At 52.7% G+C, this 16,044-nt stretch carries 11 protein-coding genes; 1 reads left to right on the forward strand and 10 read right to left on the reverse strand.

Annotated elements, in window-relative coordinates; translation table 11 throughout:
- Window positions 1-3: 3 nt before the first annotated feature.
- The 5 genes from HFP08_RS13935 to HFP08_RS13955 all read right to left on the reverse strand — a co-directional run bounded on the left by HFP08_RS13935 (window position 4) and on the right by HFP08_RS13955 (window position 4,985).
- Entirely contained in the window at window positions 4-1,353 is a 1,350-nt protein-coding gene (locus HFP08_RS13935) for a right-handed parallel beta-helix repeat-containing protein (protein ID WP_168121203.1), read from the reverse strand.
- 1 nt (window position 1,354) lies between these two features.
- Complete coding sequence (locus tag HFP08_RS13940; RefSeq protein ID WP_168121204.1) at window positions 1,355-1,735, reverse strand: hypothetical protein; 381 nt, start codon at window positions 1,733-1,735, stop codon at window positions 1,355-1,357.
- A 193-nt stretch (window positions 1,736-1,928) separates the two neighbouring features.
- The gene (locus HFP08_RS13945) at window positions 1,929-2,801 is read right to left on the reverse strand and encodes a glycine betaine ABC transporter substrate-binding protein (RefSeq protein WP_240941397.1); all 873 of its coding nucleotides are present in this window, start codon (window positions 2,799-2,801) and stop codon (window positions 1,929-1,931) included.
- A gap of 163 nt (window positions 2,802-2,964) precedes the next feature.
- Window positions 2,965-3,792: an ABC transporter permease gene (locus HFP08_RS13950; protein WP_168121205.1), complete on the reverse strand. Its 828-nt coding sequence runs from the start codon at window positions 3,790-3,792 to the stop codon at window positions 2,965-2,967.
- Entirely contained in the window at window positions 3,789-4,985 is a 1,197-nt protein-coding gene (locus HFP08_RS13955; protein WP_168121206.1) for a quaternary amine ABC transporter ATP-binding protein, read from the reverse strand. Before HFP08_RS13955 ends, HFP08_RS13950 begins: the two co-directional genes overlap by 4 nt.
- Window positions 4,986-5,247: 262 nt before the next feature.
- On the opposite strand from HFP08_RS13955, the gene HFP08_RS13960 reads away from it, so the two are divergent.
- Window positions 5,248-5,817: a GbsR/MarR family transcriptional regulator gene (locus tag HFP08_RS13960; protein ID WP_168121207.1), complete on the forward strand. Its 570-nt coding sequence runs from the start codon at window positions 5,248-5,250 to the stop codon at window positions 5,815-5,817.
- 1,070 nt (window positions 5,818-6,887) lie between these two features.
- Here HFP08_RS13960 and HFP08_RS13965 read toward each other — a convergent pair.
- The 5 genes from HFP08_RS13965 to HFP08_RS13985 form a co-directional block, all read right to left on the reverse strand.
- Window positions 6,888-10,214 (reverse strand): alpha-mannosidase, encoded by a 3,327-nt coding sequence (locus tag HFP08_RS13965; protein ID WP_168121208.1) that lies wholly within the window; start codon window positions 10,212-10,214, stop codon window positions 6,888-6,890.
- A gap of 20 nt (window positions 10,215-10,234) precedes the next feature.
- The gene (locus HFP08_RS13970) at window positions 10,235-11,086 is read right to left on the reverse strand and encodes a glycoside hydrolase family 43 protein (RefSeq protein WP_168121209.1); all 852 of its coding nucleotides are present in this window, start codon (window positions 11,084-11,086) and stop codon (window positions 10,235-10,237) included.
- A gap of 83 nt (window positions 11,087-11,169) precedes the next feature.
- Complete coding sequence (locus HFP08_RS13975) at window positions 11,170-12,588, reverse strand: ABC transporter substrate-binding protein (RefSeq protein ID WP_168121210.1); 1,419 nt, start codon at window positions 12,586-12,588, stop codon at window positions 11,170-11,172.
- A gap of 137 nt (window positions 12,589-12,725) precedes the next feature.
- Window positions 12,726-14,360, reverse strand: a complete 1,635-nt coding sequence (locus HFP08_RS13980; RefSeq protein ID WP_168121211.1) for a helix-turn-helix domain-containing protein — start codon at window positions 14,358-14,360, stop codon at window positions 12,726-12,728.
- Window positions 14,357-16,018, reverse strand: coding sequence for a sensor histidine kinase (locus HFP08_RS13985; protein WP_240941386.1), 1,662 nt, complete (start codon window positions 16,016-16,018; stop codon window positions 14,357-14,359). Before HFP08_RS13985 ends, HFP08_RS13980 begins: the two co-directional genes overlap by 4 nt.
- Window positions 16,019-16,044: the final 26 nt, after the last annotated feature.

The following is a 16,044-nucleotide window of genomic DNA, read 5'->3' on the forward strand; positions in this document are numbered from 1 at the left end:
TTCTCATCTTCTTCTTACCCCCATGATTATCAAATATATGGCGGCTATCAACAGCATGCCGCCGGCCAAACCTGTCTTCTTCAAAGAATTCTGCATCGCATTCACGGAGCCGTCTCCAGGCTTCATCAAAGGATGCTGGTCGCGAGGCCAGCTCTCGCTCCCCGAACGGTACAAATTCTCAAGGAACATCATGCCGGGAGATTGGAAGAACAGCTGAAAGCCCGGTTTCTGCTTGATTAACGTCTGGAAAAATGGATTAATGGCATAGCTGATATCGCTGCTGCCATCCCCATCCGTATCTATGCCGCTGAACGTATCCCAGTAATTTCTATCAAGAATATTATTTGCGCTGTTCCTTGCCTCCGCGTTGGCCACATTGCCGATGAAGCGATTCGCTTTCACCGTATTGTCCTCCGCATTCAACATCTGGATCCCGATGAAATTGCTCAAGATCTCATTATTCGCAATCTCGTTCTCCGACGACTCCTCCACGTATACGCCAACACGATTGCCTTCCACCTGATTGCTTTCAATGAGAGAATGATGGGCGTCGAACAGCAGAATGCCTTGCGAGTTAACGTTCTCGCTCTGCTTGGTGAATGTATTATGGGATACCTCAACATTCTGCACGCCCATAATCATCGCGCCCGTTACGTTGCGTGTTCCGATATTATCGCGTATGAGTATGTTCTTCGTGTACATGCAATGCACGCCGTAGCGAAGCTCCTCGAAGCGATTCTCGAGAACCTGGTTGTCATCGCTGTTCTCCAGATAAATTCCGTCATGCATGCCCGTAATGATGTTGTCGATAAGCAGATTGCCGTCTGATTCATAGAGGTCAATGCCGTTGCCCTTCTGGAATATCTCTGGCTCTCGGCCTCCAACAAGACCGATCCATTCAATTCGGGTATGGCTAATCTTCGCCTCATTCGCGGAGCGCAGCTGAATGCCGAATGAGCCTGTAAGAATCGTTACATTCTCAAGCTTCGCATAATCGCCTTCGACCATAAGCGTAGGCTGCTCCTTCACCGTACCGTCCTCGATGCGAAGGCCGCTGATCGACACATGATCGGCCTTGATCGTAAGAGCTGTCTCGACCAAGCCCTCCTCAATCCGAAGCACAGCCCCTTCCTCCGCAGCTATGGTCAGCGGCTTGTCGATTACGACAGCCCCGGAGTAAGAGCCTGCAGGAAGTCTCAAGATATCGCCGGCCTTCGTCTCGTTAATCATCTCTTGAAGCGAGTTTTGCAAAGCTGCTGCTTCTGCGCTAATCGCCGGCAATAAGCTTATGGCAGCCGATATGCCCAGGATCATGAAGCTTTCCAGCCATTTCCTCCTATACCCGATCAACATGTCATTGAACCTCTAGCTGCTGCTTCTTCGTGACATGAAGATCATCGGCGTAGAGGTGGAAGAAGAGCTCATAGCTTCCCGCTTCCGCAAAGGTGTAATCCGCTGCGAAGGTGTTCGTTCCCACCATCTTGGCCTGAACATAATGAGGTTTGTCATTGACCCGAACCTCGATCGATACGCTTGATGTCGATTTCTTAAGCTCAATTCCCGAATATTCCACCTTCAATCTGGTGGGAGAACCCGCCGCTGGCGGCGAAGGATTCGTTGTTAGAGCAGCCTGGATATCGGCCGGATCTGCCGCTGGCGGAGCCGTCTCCGAACACGCCGACAAGATCAGCATCATACAGCTTGCCAATAGAACCCCTATCATTATTCTCTTCAATCGCTCACCCTCTCGCCTGTTTGGTCAACAACCATGTTAGCATAATCATTTCATATGCCAATGACTCGAATGGGCTATATCTGTGAACAATTAACATCTCTTTGCCAATCATGGCTGCTTACGCGGCAAAGAAGGAAAAAGCCATTCCCGCTGCGAATCGTCGCAAGCAGAAATGGCTTTCTTCTATATCATTTTATTCCGCGATCCACTCGTCAACCTTGTTCGCATTCGCTTCGACCCATTTCTTGGCGGCTTCCTCTTCGCTCATGCCGCCGGAGATGTCCACCATAACGGCAGCCATTTCATCCGGAGTCCAGTTGAATTTGTCGAGGAAGTTATACGCATCAGGCATATCCTCCTTCAAGCCTTTGCGAACAAGCGTATGAATTTGCTCCGCTCCGCCGTACACATTTTTCGGATCCTCCAGATACTTCAGATCCATATCCGCGAACATCCAGTGCGGCGTCCAGCCTGTTACGACGACAGGCTCTTTCGCTGCATATTTATCCTTCAGCACCTTCGTCATCGCTGCGGAAGAGCTTTCTTGAAGCGTCCAATCCTTAAGCGCGTAAGCGTCGATCGCCGTTTCCGTTGTCGTCATAATGCCGGCTCCAGGCTCGATGCCCGTAATCGTATGATCCAACGCTTTGGCCGCATCGGCGTTGTTCAAATCTTCAATCGACGTAATATCCATATAAGACGGAACGACCAAGCCTACCTTCGTGCCGTCCAGATTGACACCCAGATCCTCGACTTTATCCTTAATCGGATTATAATACAGCTCGCCGTGCGTGCTTGGCAGCCATGCCGCTACCATGCCGTCCGCGCTTCCGTCGGCAATAGCGGAATACATCGGGCCCGCATCGAGCTGCACCATCTCCACGTCGTAGCCCAGCTTGCTCTCCAGCACTTCCTTAACGACGTTCGTAGACGCAATCTCCGAATCCCACGCCACGTAGGCAAGCTTGATCTTCTTATCCTTGTCTCCGCCTCCCTTATTGTTCGAGGAACAGCCGGACAGCGCAAGCGCGCCCATCATCAATACAGCAAGCATTACAACCATCATTTTTTTCAAAAGAATAACTCCCTTTCAAGTGCTTTTTGTCAAAAACGCATCATAGCGGTTCATTTCTGCTATCTCTTGCTTTGCTTACGCTTGCTCTGCGTTTTCCTTGCGTTTCTTGCCCTTACTTCTTCGTTCCCTACCCTTACTTGTTCATTTCGTGCCCTTACTTCTTCTTCACAAGGCCCTGCGTCATCCGATCCAGCATAATCGCAAGAATAACAACTGCCAGGCCTGCTTCAAAGCCAACGCCAATCTTCACTTGCGTAACCGCCTTGTACACAACGGCTCCGACTCCTCCCGCTCCAATCATCGCCGCGATAACGACCATAGAAAGCGACAGCATGATCGTCTGGTTCACGCCCGCCATAATCGTCGGCGTTGCGATCGGAAGCTGCAACTGGAACAGCTTCTGCATCGGCGTGGAGCCGAATGCCTCCGCCGCCTCGACCAGATCGGCCGGCACCTGGCGAATACCCAGATTCGTCAGACGAATCGTTGGCGGTATCGCGAAGATAACCGAAGCGAACACGCCTGGCACAACGCCAATAGAGAAGAACGCGATCGCAGGCAGCAGATACACGAACGCGGGCATCGTCTGCATGAAATCGAGGAGCGGCGTCAGCAGCTTCTGCATTCGTTCATTCCAGGCGCACAGAATGCCCAGAGGAACACCCAGCACAATCGAGATGACCGAGGAGGTCAGAACGAGAGCAAGCGTATCCATCGTCTGCTCCCATAACTCGAGATTGTCGATAAGGAGCAAGCCAATTAAAGTAAAGGCGGCAATTTTTGTACGGCCAATCAGGAACGCAAGTGCCGTCAGCACGAGAATCATGACAATGGGCGGCAAATAATTAAAGCCCGCTGCCATGCCGTCTACTATGTGGCCGATGACGAACTTGATTGCGTCGAAAAATGGCGATAGATGATCCTCCAGCCATCCCTCGATATTCTCGACCCACTCATCTATCGGAATTTTGGCGATATTCATCGTGCTTCACCCGCTTCCTCCGACGAATTACCGCTGAGCGCGGCAAGCACGGCTCCGCGAATAATGATGCCAAGCAGCCGACCATTGTCGATGACGGCTACCGGGATTTTCGCATTGCTGATAGTTTCGAACAAATCGGTGACAAGCACGTCTGGCGCGACCGTCTGCACATCACGAACGATAATTTCCTCAAGCGACTGCCCGGATTTGATCGCTGCCGCCGAATCCTCCGCCGTCACGACGCCAATCAGCTTTCTGGCTTTGTCGACGACATAGAGATTCGAAATGCCTCTCTCCTTCATGAGCTGAAGAGCTACCCGCGGTCCGCGATCCATCGTAATCGTCTCCGCGCGAATCATGACATTGGCAGCGGTAAGAACCTTGGATAGATCTACATCCTCCACAAACCGCTCAACATAAGCATTTGCCGGATTGGTCATAATCTCCTCGGGCGTGCCAATCTGCACGACCGAGCCGTCCTTCATGAGAGCGATGCGATCGCCGATTCGCAGCGCTTCGTCCAGATCATGCGTAATGAAGACGATCGTCTTCTTCATCGTTGATTGCAGCTCCAGCAGCTCGTCCTGCATATCCTTGCGGATAAGCGGATCAAGCGCGCTGAACGCTTCGTCCATCAGCAGTATATCAGGATCATTCGCAAGCCCGCGGGCCAATCCGACTCGCTGCTGCATGCCGCCGCTCAACTCATCGGGCTTGCGATCCTCAAGGCCTGCAAGACCAACAAGCTTCAAGGTATCGCGAGCCTTCTGCCGTCGTTCTGCCTTGTCAACGCCTTGAATCTCCAGCCCATATTCCACATTTTTCAGAATGGTCCAATGCGGGAACAACGCGAACTTCTGGAACACCATGCTGATCTTCTTGCGTCTGACCTGACGCAGCTGCTCCGGATTCAGCTTCACCACATCTTCTCCGCCAATGAGCACCTGTCCGGCGGTAGGCTCGATCAACCGATTAAGCAAACGCACCAGAGTCGACTTTCCGCTTCCGGACAAACCCATGATCACGAAGATTTCTCCAGGCTCAATCGCGAAGCTTACACGGTTCACTCCGACAATCAGCTTGGTTTCTTTGTTGATTTTTTCTTTCGACCACCCTTTTTCCAATAACGCGAAAGCTCGTTTGGGATCATTGCCGAACACTTTCGTTAACGACTTCACTTCAATAATCGCCATCCATGCCTCTCCTTTTCAATGCTTGCTGCTCCGGCCTATGCGCCTTACTCGCAAGAACAAGTGTAAGCTTCATTCTCAAATATGGTCAAAGTTCATATAGCCTTGTATCGTACGTACAGTTTATACTTTACGTTCTTTTCATACAGAATACTTTGTTTTACTCCCATATCCATTATTACTGGCTCCTTTACTTCTGTATCGCTATTTTCTACAATGGGAGAAAGGATTATCCAAGACGCATGTTTCTTTAAGGAGTGAAGAGATGACCGCCTTCGATGGTTTAACTGATGCGCAAATCAAAATAATCGAGAAATCACGCAGACGCGTCATGGACTCGATCGGCAACAATATGGATCTCTACGGCGTGACCTTGTCGGTCGGCCATTTGTACGGAAATATCTATTTCAATGATGGACCCGTTACCTTGGATGAGATGGGCAAGGAGATGGGCATGAGCAAAACCAGCATTAGCACCGGCATGAGGACGCTTATGGATTTGAAGATGATCGGGAAAACGTGGGAGAAGGGCTCTCGCAAGGATCTCTATGAGGCTGAGCCGGATTGGCATCAAAATTTCGTGGATTTCTTCTCTGTGAAATGGCGCAAATCGGTCGAAATGAACGTCAGCTCGCTTCGCAAATCGCTCTCGGAGCTTGAGGCGCTGCGTAACGAGGAGCCGGGCAACGAGCAGCTTGCCGCCCAGACCGACTTTCACATCGACAAGATGAATCAGGCGCTGCGCTATTACAAATGGTTGCATCGCTTCATCGATGCGCTGGAGAGCGGAACGATCTTCGATCTGGTGCCGAAGGAGCAGGAGCAGGAAGAGTAGGAGCCCTGTAGGCGAGCCTGGTTTCGGCGCTCCTAGTCGGCTTTTCCGACTTGTAGACCGACGCAAGCCTGGTTTCGACGCTCCTAGTCGGTTTTTTCGACTTGCAGACCGATGCGAGCATGGTTTCGGCGCTCCAAGTCGGTTTTTTCGACTTGCAGAGCAACGTGAGCCTGGGCTCGATGCTCTAAGTCGATTTTTTCGACTTGCAGAGCAACTCGAACCCGCTTTCGACGCTCTAAGTCGATTTTTTCGACTTGCGGACCGATGCGAGCATGGTTTCGGCGCTCCAAGTCGGTTTTTTCGACTTGCAGAGCAACGTGAGCCTGGGCTCGATGCTCTAAGTCGATTTTTTCGACTTGCAGAGCAACTCGAACCCGCTTTCGACGCTCTAAGTCGATTTTTTCGACTTGCGGACCGATGCGAGCATGGTTTCGGCGCTCCAAGTCGGTTTTTTCGACTTGCAGAGCAACGTGAGCCTGGGCTCGACGCTCCAAGTCGGTTTTTTCGACTTGCAGAGCAACTCGAACCCGCTTTCGACGCTCTAAGTCAATTTTTTCGACTTGCGGACCGATGCGAATCCGATTTGCCTTTTCAAGTTGAGAAGGACCTCATCACCGTCGAAACTGACGGCTACGAGGTCCTTCTGCATACTATTCCATCGACTGCTTGCTTCATTAACTTTATACTTCAACCGCTACTTACTCGCTTTCACTTCCTACTTCAATCGCGAACTTACTTACTTCCACTTCCTTACTTCAACCGCTGCCAACTTCATCCATTTTGCATCTTCCACTACTTGCTTCTTTCACGACTTACATCATTCACTTCTCACTTCTTGCTTCACTCACTTCTTGCTTCTTCCAAACAGTTAGTTTTTTCGTTGCTTCGTTGCTCCGTTGCTTCGTTGCTTCGTTGCTTCTATCTCGTCCTGCTTTAATCACTTCCCGGGTTATTTTGTCCCTATTTCTAACACTATCGCTCCCCATTCTTACGCCTGCCAACCTGCCAATACCCTATTCCTAATAACCCTGGCCGAATCCAATCCCTATTTCAACTCGACAGCCTGCCTCTTATCTCTTATCCGTTTGAGGCCGAATACGCCAGGTTTTGATCTCATAAGGCAAAATATCGCCTTGCAAGACGCCAGTCATGGCTTCGCCAACCGGTCGTTCAAGCAGGTCGGTCTCTTGCCAAGTCAGCACAGGAAAACCGACTTCCAGGGCGAGTTGTCCCCGCTTGCCCGCAAACTCATGCGCCCGAACGATAATTCCGTCGCCGTCCTCGGCACGCTTCACTGCATCGATCATCACATGGGAAGCCGACAGCCGCAGAAGAGATCCGCTCTGGAGCGAAGAGGCTCCCGGGCTAACAGATACCGGATTATTGAGCGACCAAGCCTCCTGCGCTGTGCCGCCCTCGAACCAATCGCCGCTGTGAGGCAGCAGGGAATAGGTGAAGACATGCTCTCCCTGATCGGCCGTCGGATCCGGAACCATGGCGGATTTGATAAGCGATAGCCGCATCACATGACCTTTGATATCATAGCCATATTTGCAATCGTTGAGCAGGGAGACGCCATAATCTCGCTCCGACAGATCCGCCCATTGATGCCCAACCGTCTCGAACCGGGCATAATCCCAGCTTGTATTCCAATGCGTGGGACGCTTCACATTGCCGAATTGAATATCATAAGTCGCTTCCGTGGAGCGTACAGCCACCGGGAAAGCGACCTTGAGCAGTTGACGCTGCTCATGCCAATCCGCTTTCGTCTCGAAGTCGATGCGTCTGCTGTACGAATACAGCTTCATCTCCTGCACAATGGTCGAGCTGCCATACTTCCATGCAAATTCAACAATCATCCGCAGCGGACCGGACTCCTTGACGCGTATGCCGCGGCAATCCTCCACTCGTCTCTGTTTCTCCGTATAGAAAATATCGATATCCCAAGCCTCGTGCCGACTTTTCGGCTTATCCTCGAACACCTGCAGCTCGTTGCCGAATTCGCCTGCGGCCAACACCTCGCGCTGAACTTGCTTATCGTAAATCCGGGTCAAGCGGCCGCTGCTGTCCCATTGAATGATATAATGCGGCGTCTCTACGCCATCCAGGCTGCTTGCAAATTCAGCAGTTGCAGTCTCTCTGCCCCCGTCATCCATGGAAGGTACAAGCGTCAAGAAGCCCATCGGCGGAAGGTCCGGCACTTCGATCAGCCAGCCGCTCTCCGTAGACTGGGACCGGCAAGTCTTGCCGCAAGCGGTCATCCAAGCAGTGTCTTCCGAAGCCGGGAAGCCCTTCACATCGCCTTCGCTTGTATCATCAGCCGGAATCTCCACTAGCTCAGTTCGACTCCACGACGAACTATTAAATAAAGTGAAAGCACCATGCTCCAAATCCTCCGCAGCTTGCTTGCCACCCTCACGCCATGACTCCTTCGCGAACACCGCGCCAGGCTCAGGCCGCAGCTGCCCGCTCGCTAACTCTGCGCCAGGCTCAAGCCACAGTCCCTTCGTCAATCGTTCGCCGGCCGCTTGCCACACCTCTCTCGCCAGCCGTTCCGCCTCGGCATACTCCACTCGGCAATCCTCGTACACCTCCCGAATCGAGGAGCCGGGGATAATGTCGTGGAACTGGTTGCGAAGCACGATTTTCCAGGCTTCTTGCAAGCTTTGAGAGGGCCCCTTCCCCTGTCCTGAATCTGCAGCTTGTCCTGACTCCGCTTCCTGACCCGTCATCGCTCCAGCCAGCACTTCCAGCCATTCCGTCTCGCGAAGCAGCAGCTCCAGCTTGCGGTTCATTCGTTTGTTATAGGCTTGACTGGTATACGTGCCCCTGTGCAGCTCCAGATACAATTCGCCGTCCCAGGTATGGATGTATTCCTCCGAGGATTCCACCGTCTGTTCAAGCTCGGCGAAATATTCATCTGCGCGGCCCGTCTCCACCTGCGGCAAGCCCGGGATATCCGCTAACCGGCGTCGCATCTCGAGCATCTCCCGATTGACTCCCCCGCCGCCATCGCCGTATCCGTACGCGAGCAGCAGCTTGCGATTCACGTTTTTGTCCTGATACGCTTCCCATATGCCTTTGACGGAGAATGGCGTAATGCCGCCGTTATAGGTATAGTAGAACGCGCCTTCACCGGCGCCCGGATCGGGTGTCGTAATGAAATGCGTCAGCACCTCGGAGCCGTCAATGCCGCGCCATCTGAACGTATCATGCGGCATGCGGTTATACTGATTCCAGCTAATTTTGGTCGTCATGAACATGGTAATGCCGCTTTTTCGCAAAATTTGCGGCAAGGCCCAACTGTAGCCGAACACATCCGGCAGCCAGAGATAGGTGCAGTCGGCTCCGAACTCCTCTTTCAGAAACCGTGTGCCGTACAAAATTTGGCGCACCAAAGACTCGCCGGAGGACAGATTGCAATCGGCCTCCAGCCACATCGCTCCTCCCGCCTCCCAGCGGCCTTCCCCAATGCGCGACTTTATTTTGGTATAGATATCGGGATAATCCTGCTTGATGTATTCGTATAATTGCGGCTGAGTCTGCAGGAAAATATATTCCGGATATTGCTCCATCAGCTTCAGAACCGTCGAAAACGATCTTGCCGCCTTCTCGCGGGTATGGCTTAGCCGCCACAGCCAGGCCACATCGATATGGGTATGACCGATGCATCGCACGACGACGGCGCTGGCCTTCTGCTCTTGCTGAAGCCCTTCCCGCAGACACTGTCTTGCCGCATCGACCGAGTCGTAGAACGCCTGAGATCCAGGGCTCGACCAATCCAGCCCGAGAAAAGCCTTGTTCACGAGCGACAGCAGGAGATGCTTCTCGGGCTGATGCTCGGACAGCAAACCGACGGTTTGAATAACGGCTCTGGCTGTAAAATAAAGATCATCGGCCGCCTCGTCCAGCCAGCAAATCCTTGCGTCCCTAATCGAATGACGCAGCTCATTCCGGCTGGTGTCATAGCCGCCCAGACCCGACCAGAGACGGAAAGCAAGCTGCACATGCTCCCCTGCCAGCTCTCCGCCAAAGAACACTTCCTTATGATTGCCGTCGACGCCTTGATACGGCTGACCATTCACGAACAACAGTGATTCGAAGCCGCTGTTGTTGCCTCCTCCGGTCTGACCGAAATCGAATAAACCGAGCACTTTACGGTCCGACCACTCCGAAGGAATTCGCACATTCGCCCTGAGCCACGCGTATTGATCGTAGCCCGACCAGTCTTCTCCCGCATGAATAGAGCTCCATTCGCCCCCATCAGGCGGATAAGCGCCAACCTCCTCCCCTTCATCCATTTGCAATTGCAGCGCTTGTAGCCGAATGGCGTCTCTATATCGGTACGGCTGCAACTCCTCGACCCGTTTCAAAATTTTCTCATAGGTTAACAGCATAAGAGTCTTCCTCCCGTTCCTTATCTCGGCAACGCGATAGCCATCGCATCCGCCTTCATGACGCTTCCATGGCGGCAGCCGTCAGGCAGCTTAAGCCTGTAGGATGCCGAACGCCAATGCACGAGGTCGTCGCTGCTCATGCCTCTGTAGGTGCCCTCGCTGAATCCATCATACAACAAAATCCATTCGGATGCCGTGCGATACAGCGAAGGTCCTTCCGTTAGCGGGGGCGTCAGCAATTCCGACGGCTCCACGGCAACGGGCGGGACGCTTCCCAGGCGCTTATCCCATACTAGGGAACGAATGGCTTTGTTGTCCGTTCCGGGTTCGTTGCTGCCCCGTTCATCCTTGAACAGCATCACATATTGCTCCTGCAGCTCGGCAATCGTCGCATCAATGATCGTGTGACCGGGATCGAAATACAAAGCCGGAGCAGACAGCTCGGAAAAATCCGTTGTACTCGCCGACCAAATGCGATGATTGCGGCGAGTATCGCCTGCCTCACCGGATATCGTTGACGACCAGATAATTCGATACGTGCCGGAATCCGCGTCGCGGAACGCCTCAGGCGCCCAGCAATTGAGCGTTCCTGCCACAGAGGCCATTACGGGCAGAAGCTTCTGGTTGTCCCAATGAAGCAAATCGACGGAACGCGCATAGCCTATCGACGAGCTTTCCCAGCCATCCGTCCACAGCGCGTGGAACACTCCGCCGCTGTCCTGCAGCAAGAACGGATCGCGCAAGCGCTTCGTGCCAACCTTGCTGCGCAGCGCCGCCCTGCCTTCGTTCATCTTCGACCAGGCATAGCCATCTTCGCTGAAAGCCAGGTACATGGCTTCATCATTCGTTTTGAAATAAGAAAATAAATACATGAAGTCCCTCCTTCGCAATTCCTATGCAGAATGAAACAAAACAGAGGCTGCCCAAACAGGCAGCCTCATCTTCGAATGATCGGCTATTCGCCGCCGAGCGAGCCTTGCAAATCCTTGGCGCTGAAGCTTGGATCAGCCTTGATGCTTGTCAGACCTTCCGATCTTGCCGCAGCCAGAGCTTTGGCATATCTGCCATTCAAGTCCTCAATGACTGAATCCAGAGCCGGCTTGCCTGTCATAATATATTCAATAAACAGATCAGCCGCTTTCTTGCCTTCTACCTTCGTCTCTGTAACAGAAATTGGAGTAGCTGGATAGATGCCGTCGTACTTCGTAGGGAGGAAGCCTTCAATACCGGCCAACTCGGGCGGTCCTGCCGCCTCATTGACATAAGGCAGTACGGATAGACCCAATCCCTTCTCCTGGTATTCCGCGCGAAGATCCGTATTATACAAAAATTCAAGGAACTTGGCCGCCGCTGCTTGCTTGTCCGGATCCGATTTCGCGCTGATTCCGACATAGCCTCCCGCATTGACCCAGGTCACGCCGTTGCGTTCGCCGTCCTTCGTCGGCACAAGCGCCGTCGCCCAATGAACATCTGTCGGGAATTGCGATGTATAGACCGCTGGCTCGCTGGAATGATTCACATACATGCCGATCTTGCCTTGCGCGAATTGCGCCCGCAGCGGGTCGATATCAAGCGATTCCGCTCCCGGAATCATGCTGCCGTCCGCTTTCATTTGACGCATTGCCTCTACAATGTCGCGGTACATATTGAAATCGAATTCACCGGTTTGGAAGTTATAGCCTTCATGGCTCGTTTCGGATTGCAGCGTACCCGACGCGTAAGCTGGACGTGTGAAGCCAGAGGTGCTTTTGAAATTGCTCGCAAAGCCGTAGACGCCGTCCGCTTTGCCCATTTCCGTAATCTTCTTGGCGATTTCGACCATTTCGTCAAGCGTCTTCGGCGGCTCCGTATATCCGGCCTTCTCGAACAAATCAACGTTGTACAGCAAGCGCCAGAATTGTCCCGAATTCGGAAGCGTATAGACATGTCCGTCTTTCTTATAGATATCTTCGACTAGAAGACCGTCGAACTTCGCCAGGAAATCATCGCTTACCAGCGTATCAAGCGGAGTGAAGTACCCCTTGCTCACATACGTCTGGAAGTCAAAGCTGCGGAAGATATCCGGCGCCTGATTGCTGGCAAAAGCAACCTCGACCGCTTGATTGTAATTATCCGCCATAACCTTCATTTCCACTTCGATATTATCCGTATTCTCCGCGTTAAACTTATCCACCTGCTCTTGCATATAATCCATATCGTGACGGTCCATCGTCCAATAGGAGATTTTCGTCTTCTCTTTGCTGCCCGTGCCCGCATTGTTTTCCGATTGCTCTTCGTTCCCTCCGTTATTGGATGAACAAGCCGCGACCATCAGTGCAATGATTAACAAGCAACAAATCGATACCGCGCTCCTTGCTTTAAACCATTTTGACATTTGTCTAACCTCCCCTTGTGTCTAGCAAGCTCCCGCGAATACCCGTCCGTCTTGTCCGGCTCGCCTTGCTGACCTCATTGTAGCACCGAGGCTTGCTGCGCCATGAAGGGCAATCATACGATCCTGGGAGGGGAAAATCACTTTGATTCGTCCCCGTTCGGCGAGGTTTCGTACTTGCTGCGGAATTCTGTAGGCGTCAGTCCCGTATGCTTCTTGAACAGCTCGCTGAAATACGGTCTGTCCCGATAACCGAGCTCGAAGGTAATATCCTGCACTTGCAAACCTTCAAGCAGCAGCACCTTCGCCCGTTCCATTCGCTCTGCTGTCACGAATTGCATGAACGTCATGCCCATCTCCTTCTTGAACAAGGACGAGAAGTAGCTTGGACTCAAGTGGACGATGCCCGCGCATTCCTGTACGGTCAACTCCGAACCAAGCCTCCCTCTGACATCGTTCACCACCTGATGAATCAAATTCCCCACATCGTTCTTCTGCCGATTCTGCAGCCATTCGCAGCCGGTCAGCCCGAACAGCTTCAAAGCAGCGATCAGCTCCTCGGTCGACTGATAGCGATCCTTCTTCATCGCGCTTAACCGTTCGTCCAGCCACAAACGCTGCTTCTCGTCGGCCTTCTCGGCAATGACGCGATACATGGAGAACGCCAGCCCGTAGAACAGATTCGTCATGACATCGGGGTTCGGCGGCGCCGGGTAACGCAGACATTCCGCGGCGATGCTGTCCAGCAGCTTCTCCGTCTCTTCTCGATTACCCGATCTCAGACAATAGAGAAGCTCCGTTTCCTTGTCTGCCGAATATTGCGGCGCGATCGGCTCCTGGCGCTTGATGTCGCTATACGAAATGATACAGCCGCTTCCGGAATAAAATTGATAGCTCAGCGCCGTCTTCGCCTGTTCATAGGACATGGCGATCTCTCCCACGCCATCTACCGGTAAGCCTACGCCGATGGATATATCCCGCTTCGCATATTGCTTGACGTTCTGCCTGCATGCTTCGGCGAGTGCAAGCACATCAAGCGACTCATCCGTATTCGCCACGATGACGTAATGATTGGAATGCTCGCGGAACACGATGCCCTTCGCCTGCTTCTTGACCGTCTCTTCAATGACATTGTGAACCGCGAATCTGACCAGCTCCACCTCGCTTACAGGCAACGGCGAGCGTTCGTTCATCAGCCCGTCGATATGAACGGTCATCGCGACAAAGCCGTTGATTCGCATATCGATGCCGAGGAATTCCCATTTGTCATGCGCTCTCTCCGGGAGCTCGTCGTGACGGAGCAGCAGGCGGAAGTATTCCTGGCGCAGATAGGGAAGGCCCTCTCTCACCTTTCTCTCGAGCGCGAGCCTGTCGAGCTGCTCCAGCCGCTGCTCTTCAATCTGGGCTTTAGCCCGCAGCACCACGTCCACGATTTGCTTCAGCGTGAACGGCTTGACCAGGTAATCGAAGGCGCCGAGCCGAACGGACTCCTGCGCGTACGTAAAGTCGGTATAGCCGCTGAAAAAGATAACCTTGATGCCGTTCAAATCGCCTTCTCTCAGCACTCGAACCATATCGATGCCGCTCTGCATCGGCATTCGAATATCCGTCAACACGATATCCGGCCTTTTCTCTCTAATCAGCTGAAGTCCATCGACGCCATTAACGGCGGTGCCCGCAATTTCGATGCCATGCTCCGCCCACGGAATTTTTTTCGCGATGCCGTCGATCACCGCTTTCACATCATCTATCACGCACATCGTTATGCCACTCATTCGCTCTCCTCCTCTTGAATCGGAATGATCAGTTGAACGGTCGTCTCTACTCCCGGCTCGCTGGCAAACCGCATCGATGCTTTATAGCCGTAATACAGAAAGAGCCGGGTCCGCACATTGGAGAGCGCGTAGCTGCCGCGCTCGTCCTCCGGTCCGTCCAACATATTCTCGATCTGCGCCGCATCCATGCCGCTGCCATTATCCGTTACCGTTAGAAGGAGCTTCCCCTCAGAGGCGGAAGCGCCGATTCGAATAAATCCGCGGCGGGGCAGATCCTGAAAACCATGCAGAATCGAGTTTTCCGCAAGCGGCTGAAGCAATATTTTGAGCACGGGAATCCCCAGCAGCTTCTCATCAGGCTTCTCTATCTCGTAATCGAACAAATCCGGATAGCACATCGCCTGCAGCTTCAAATATTGTTCCGCATGCTCCAGCTCCTGGCCCAGCGTCGTAATCTCCTGGCCTCCGTTAAGGCCTCGGCGGAACAGCAGCGAGAGCGACACGATCATCTCGCTCACATCCTGATGCTCTTCCATAATGCTTTTCCAATAAATCGTATTCAGCGTATTGTATAGAAAATGGGGATCGATCTGCGCCTGCAGCGCTTTGATCTCCGATTTGCGCTTGTCTTGCTCGGAGGATTTCACTTCTTCGATCAATTCGCCGATCTGCTCCAGCATTCGGTTGAACTTATGACCGACTTGACTGATTTCATCCTCGAACAGGCTCTCGAAGCGCACGTCAAGCTGATTCTGTTCGACCTTGAACATGAGATTGCGAAGCTTGAACAACGGCTTCAGCAGCAGCTCCGACAGCATGCTCGACATAATGAGCGCCAGGATGACGCAGACACCCATGATCGTCAGAATGGTCCATCGCATGCGATTAACGGGAGCAAGCAGCTCGGACTTGGATTGATAGCCGACGAGCACCCAATTCGGATTCATCTCCAGAGCGGAATAATTGACAAGATAGACTTCTCCTCCGCTCGAGGTGTATTCGAAATGGCCTCGATCGCTGCCGTCAATTCTCTCGTAGAGCAGTTCTTTCTCCAGTTTGGCCGACATGCTCGAGAACACACCTTCATTATTGCGGTCGACGACAAGCTGCTTCAGACTGCCCTCCTGCAGATGCGCCTGAATCAGCTCCTCCAAGCGGTCTTCCCGGATATTGACAACCACATACACGCCCGGCAGCTGAATATCGAACAGCGGCTTCATAATCAAGGAGATAACCGGCGTTCTCCTGCTGAACAGCTCGTCCTCATGCCCTCTTACCCATAACGTGCTCCAAGCCTTGCTTGCGTTCTCAATCTCATTTTGAATAACGGTGTCTTCGAAGCTCGAGCCCTTGCTTCGCCGATTTTCCGTCGGATAGAACTCGCCGATAGGCGTATGCACCAGCACGGAATCAATCGATTGCTCCGCCAGCATCATTTGGGCAAACGGCGTCTGCAACTGGGACAGTCTATTATAGTAATTATCCCTGTTGCCGCTTTGAACATCCTCCAGCATATGCTGGAAGGGCTCACCCATCATGAGCGTCGAGATGGACACCACGATATTTCGCAAGCGTTCGTCGAACACCTGCGCCGTTTTGTTGAGCGTATTCTGGCTTGTCGTCGAGGCTTGCGTTTTCATTTCACGAGAAAAAAACACGGAAACATAAGTTCCCGTGACAGAGA

The sequence above is a fragment of the Paenibacillus sp. HB172176 genome, from assembly GCF_011947265.1.
Classification (GTDB): domain Bacteria; phylum Bacillota; class Bacilli; order Paenibacillales; family Paenibacillaceae; genus Pristimantibacillus.

What these genes read in the sequence shown, in the direction of transcription:
- HFP08_RS13935 (WP_168121203.1), bottom strand. Translation starts at nt 1,353, where the DNA reads ATGTTGATCGGGTATAGGAGGAAATGGCTGGAAAGCTTCATGATCCTG.
- HFP08_RS13945 (WP_240941397.1), bottom strand. Translation starts at nt 2,801, where the DNA reads ATGATGGTTGTAATGCTTGCTGTATTGATGATGGGCGCGCTTGCGCTG.
- HFP08_RS13950 (WP_168121205.1), bottom strand. Translation starts at nt 3,792, where the DNA reads ATGAATATCGCCAAAATTCCGATAGATGAGTGGGTCGAGAATATCGAG.
- HFP08_RS13955 (WP_168121206.1), bottom strand. Translation starts at nt 4,985, where the DNA reads ATGGCGATTATTGAAGTGAAGTCGTTAACGAAAGTGTTCGGCAATGAT.
- HFP08_RS13960 (WP_168121207.1), top strand. Translation starts at nt 5,248, where the DNA reads ATGACCGCCTTCGATGGTTTAACTGATGCGCAAATCAAAATAATCGAG.
- HFP08_RS13965 (WP_168121208.1), bottom strand. Translation starts at nt 10,214, where the DNA reads ATGCTGTTAACCTATGAGAAAATTTTGAAACGGGTCGAGGAGTTGCAG.
- HFP08_RS13970 (WP_168121209.1), bottom strand. Translation starts at nt 11,086, where the DNA reads ATGTATTTATTTTCTTATTTCAAAACGAATGATGAAGCCATGTACCTG.
- HFP08_RS13975 (WP_168121210.1), bottom strand. Translation starts at nt 12,588, where the DNA reads ATGTCAAAATGGTTTAAAGCAAGGAGCGCGGTATCGATTTGTTGCTTG.
- HFP08_RS13980 (WP_168121211.1), bottom strand. Translation starts at nt 14,360, where the DNA reads ATGAGTGGCATAACGATGTGCGTGATAGATGATGTGAAAGCGGTGATC.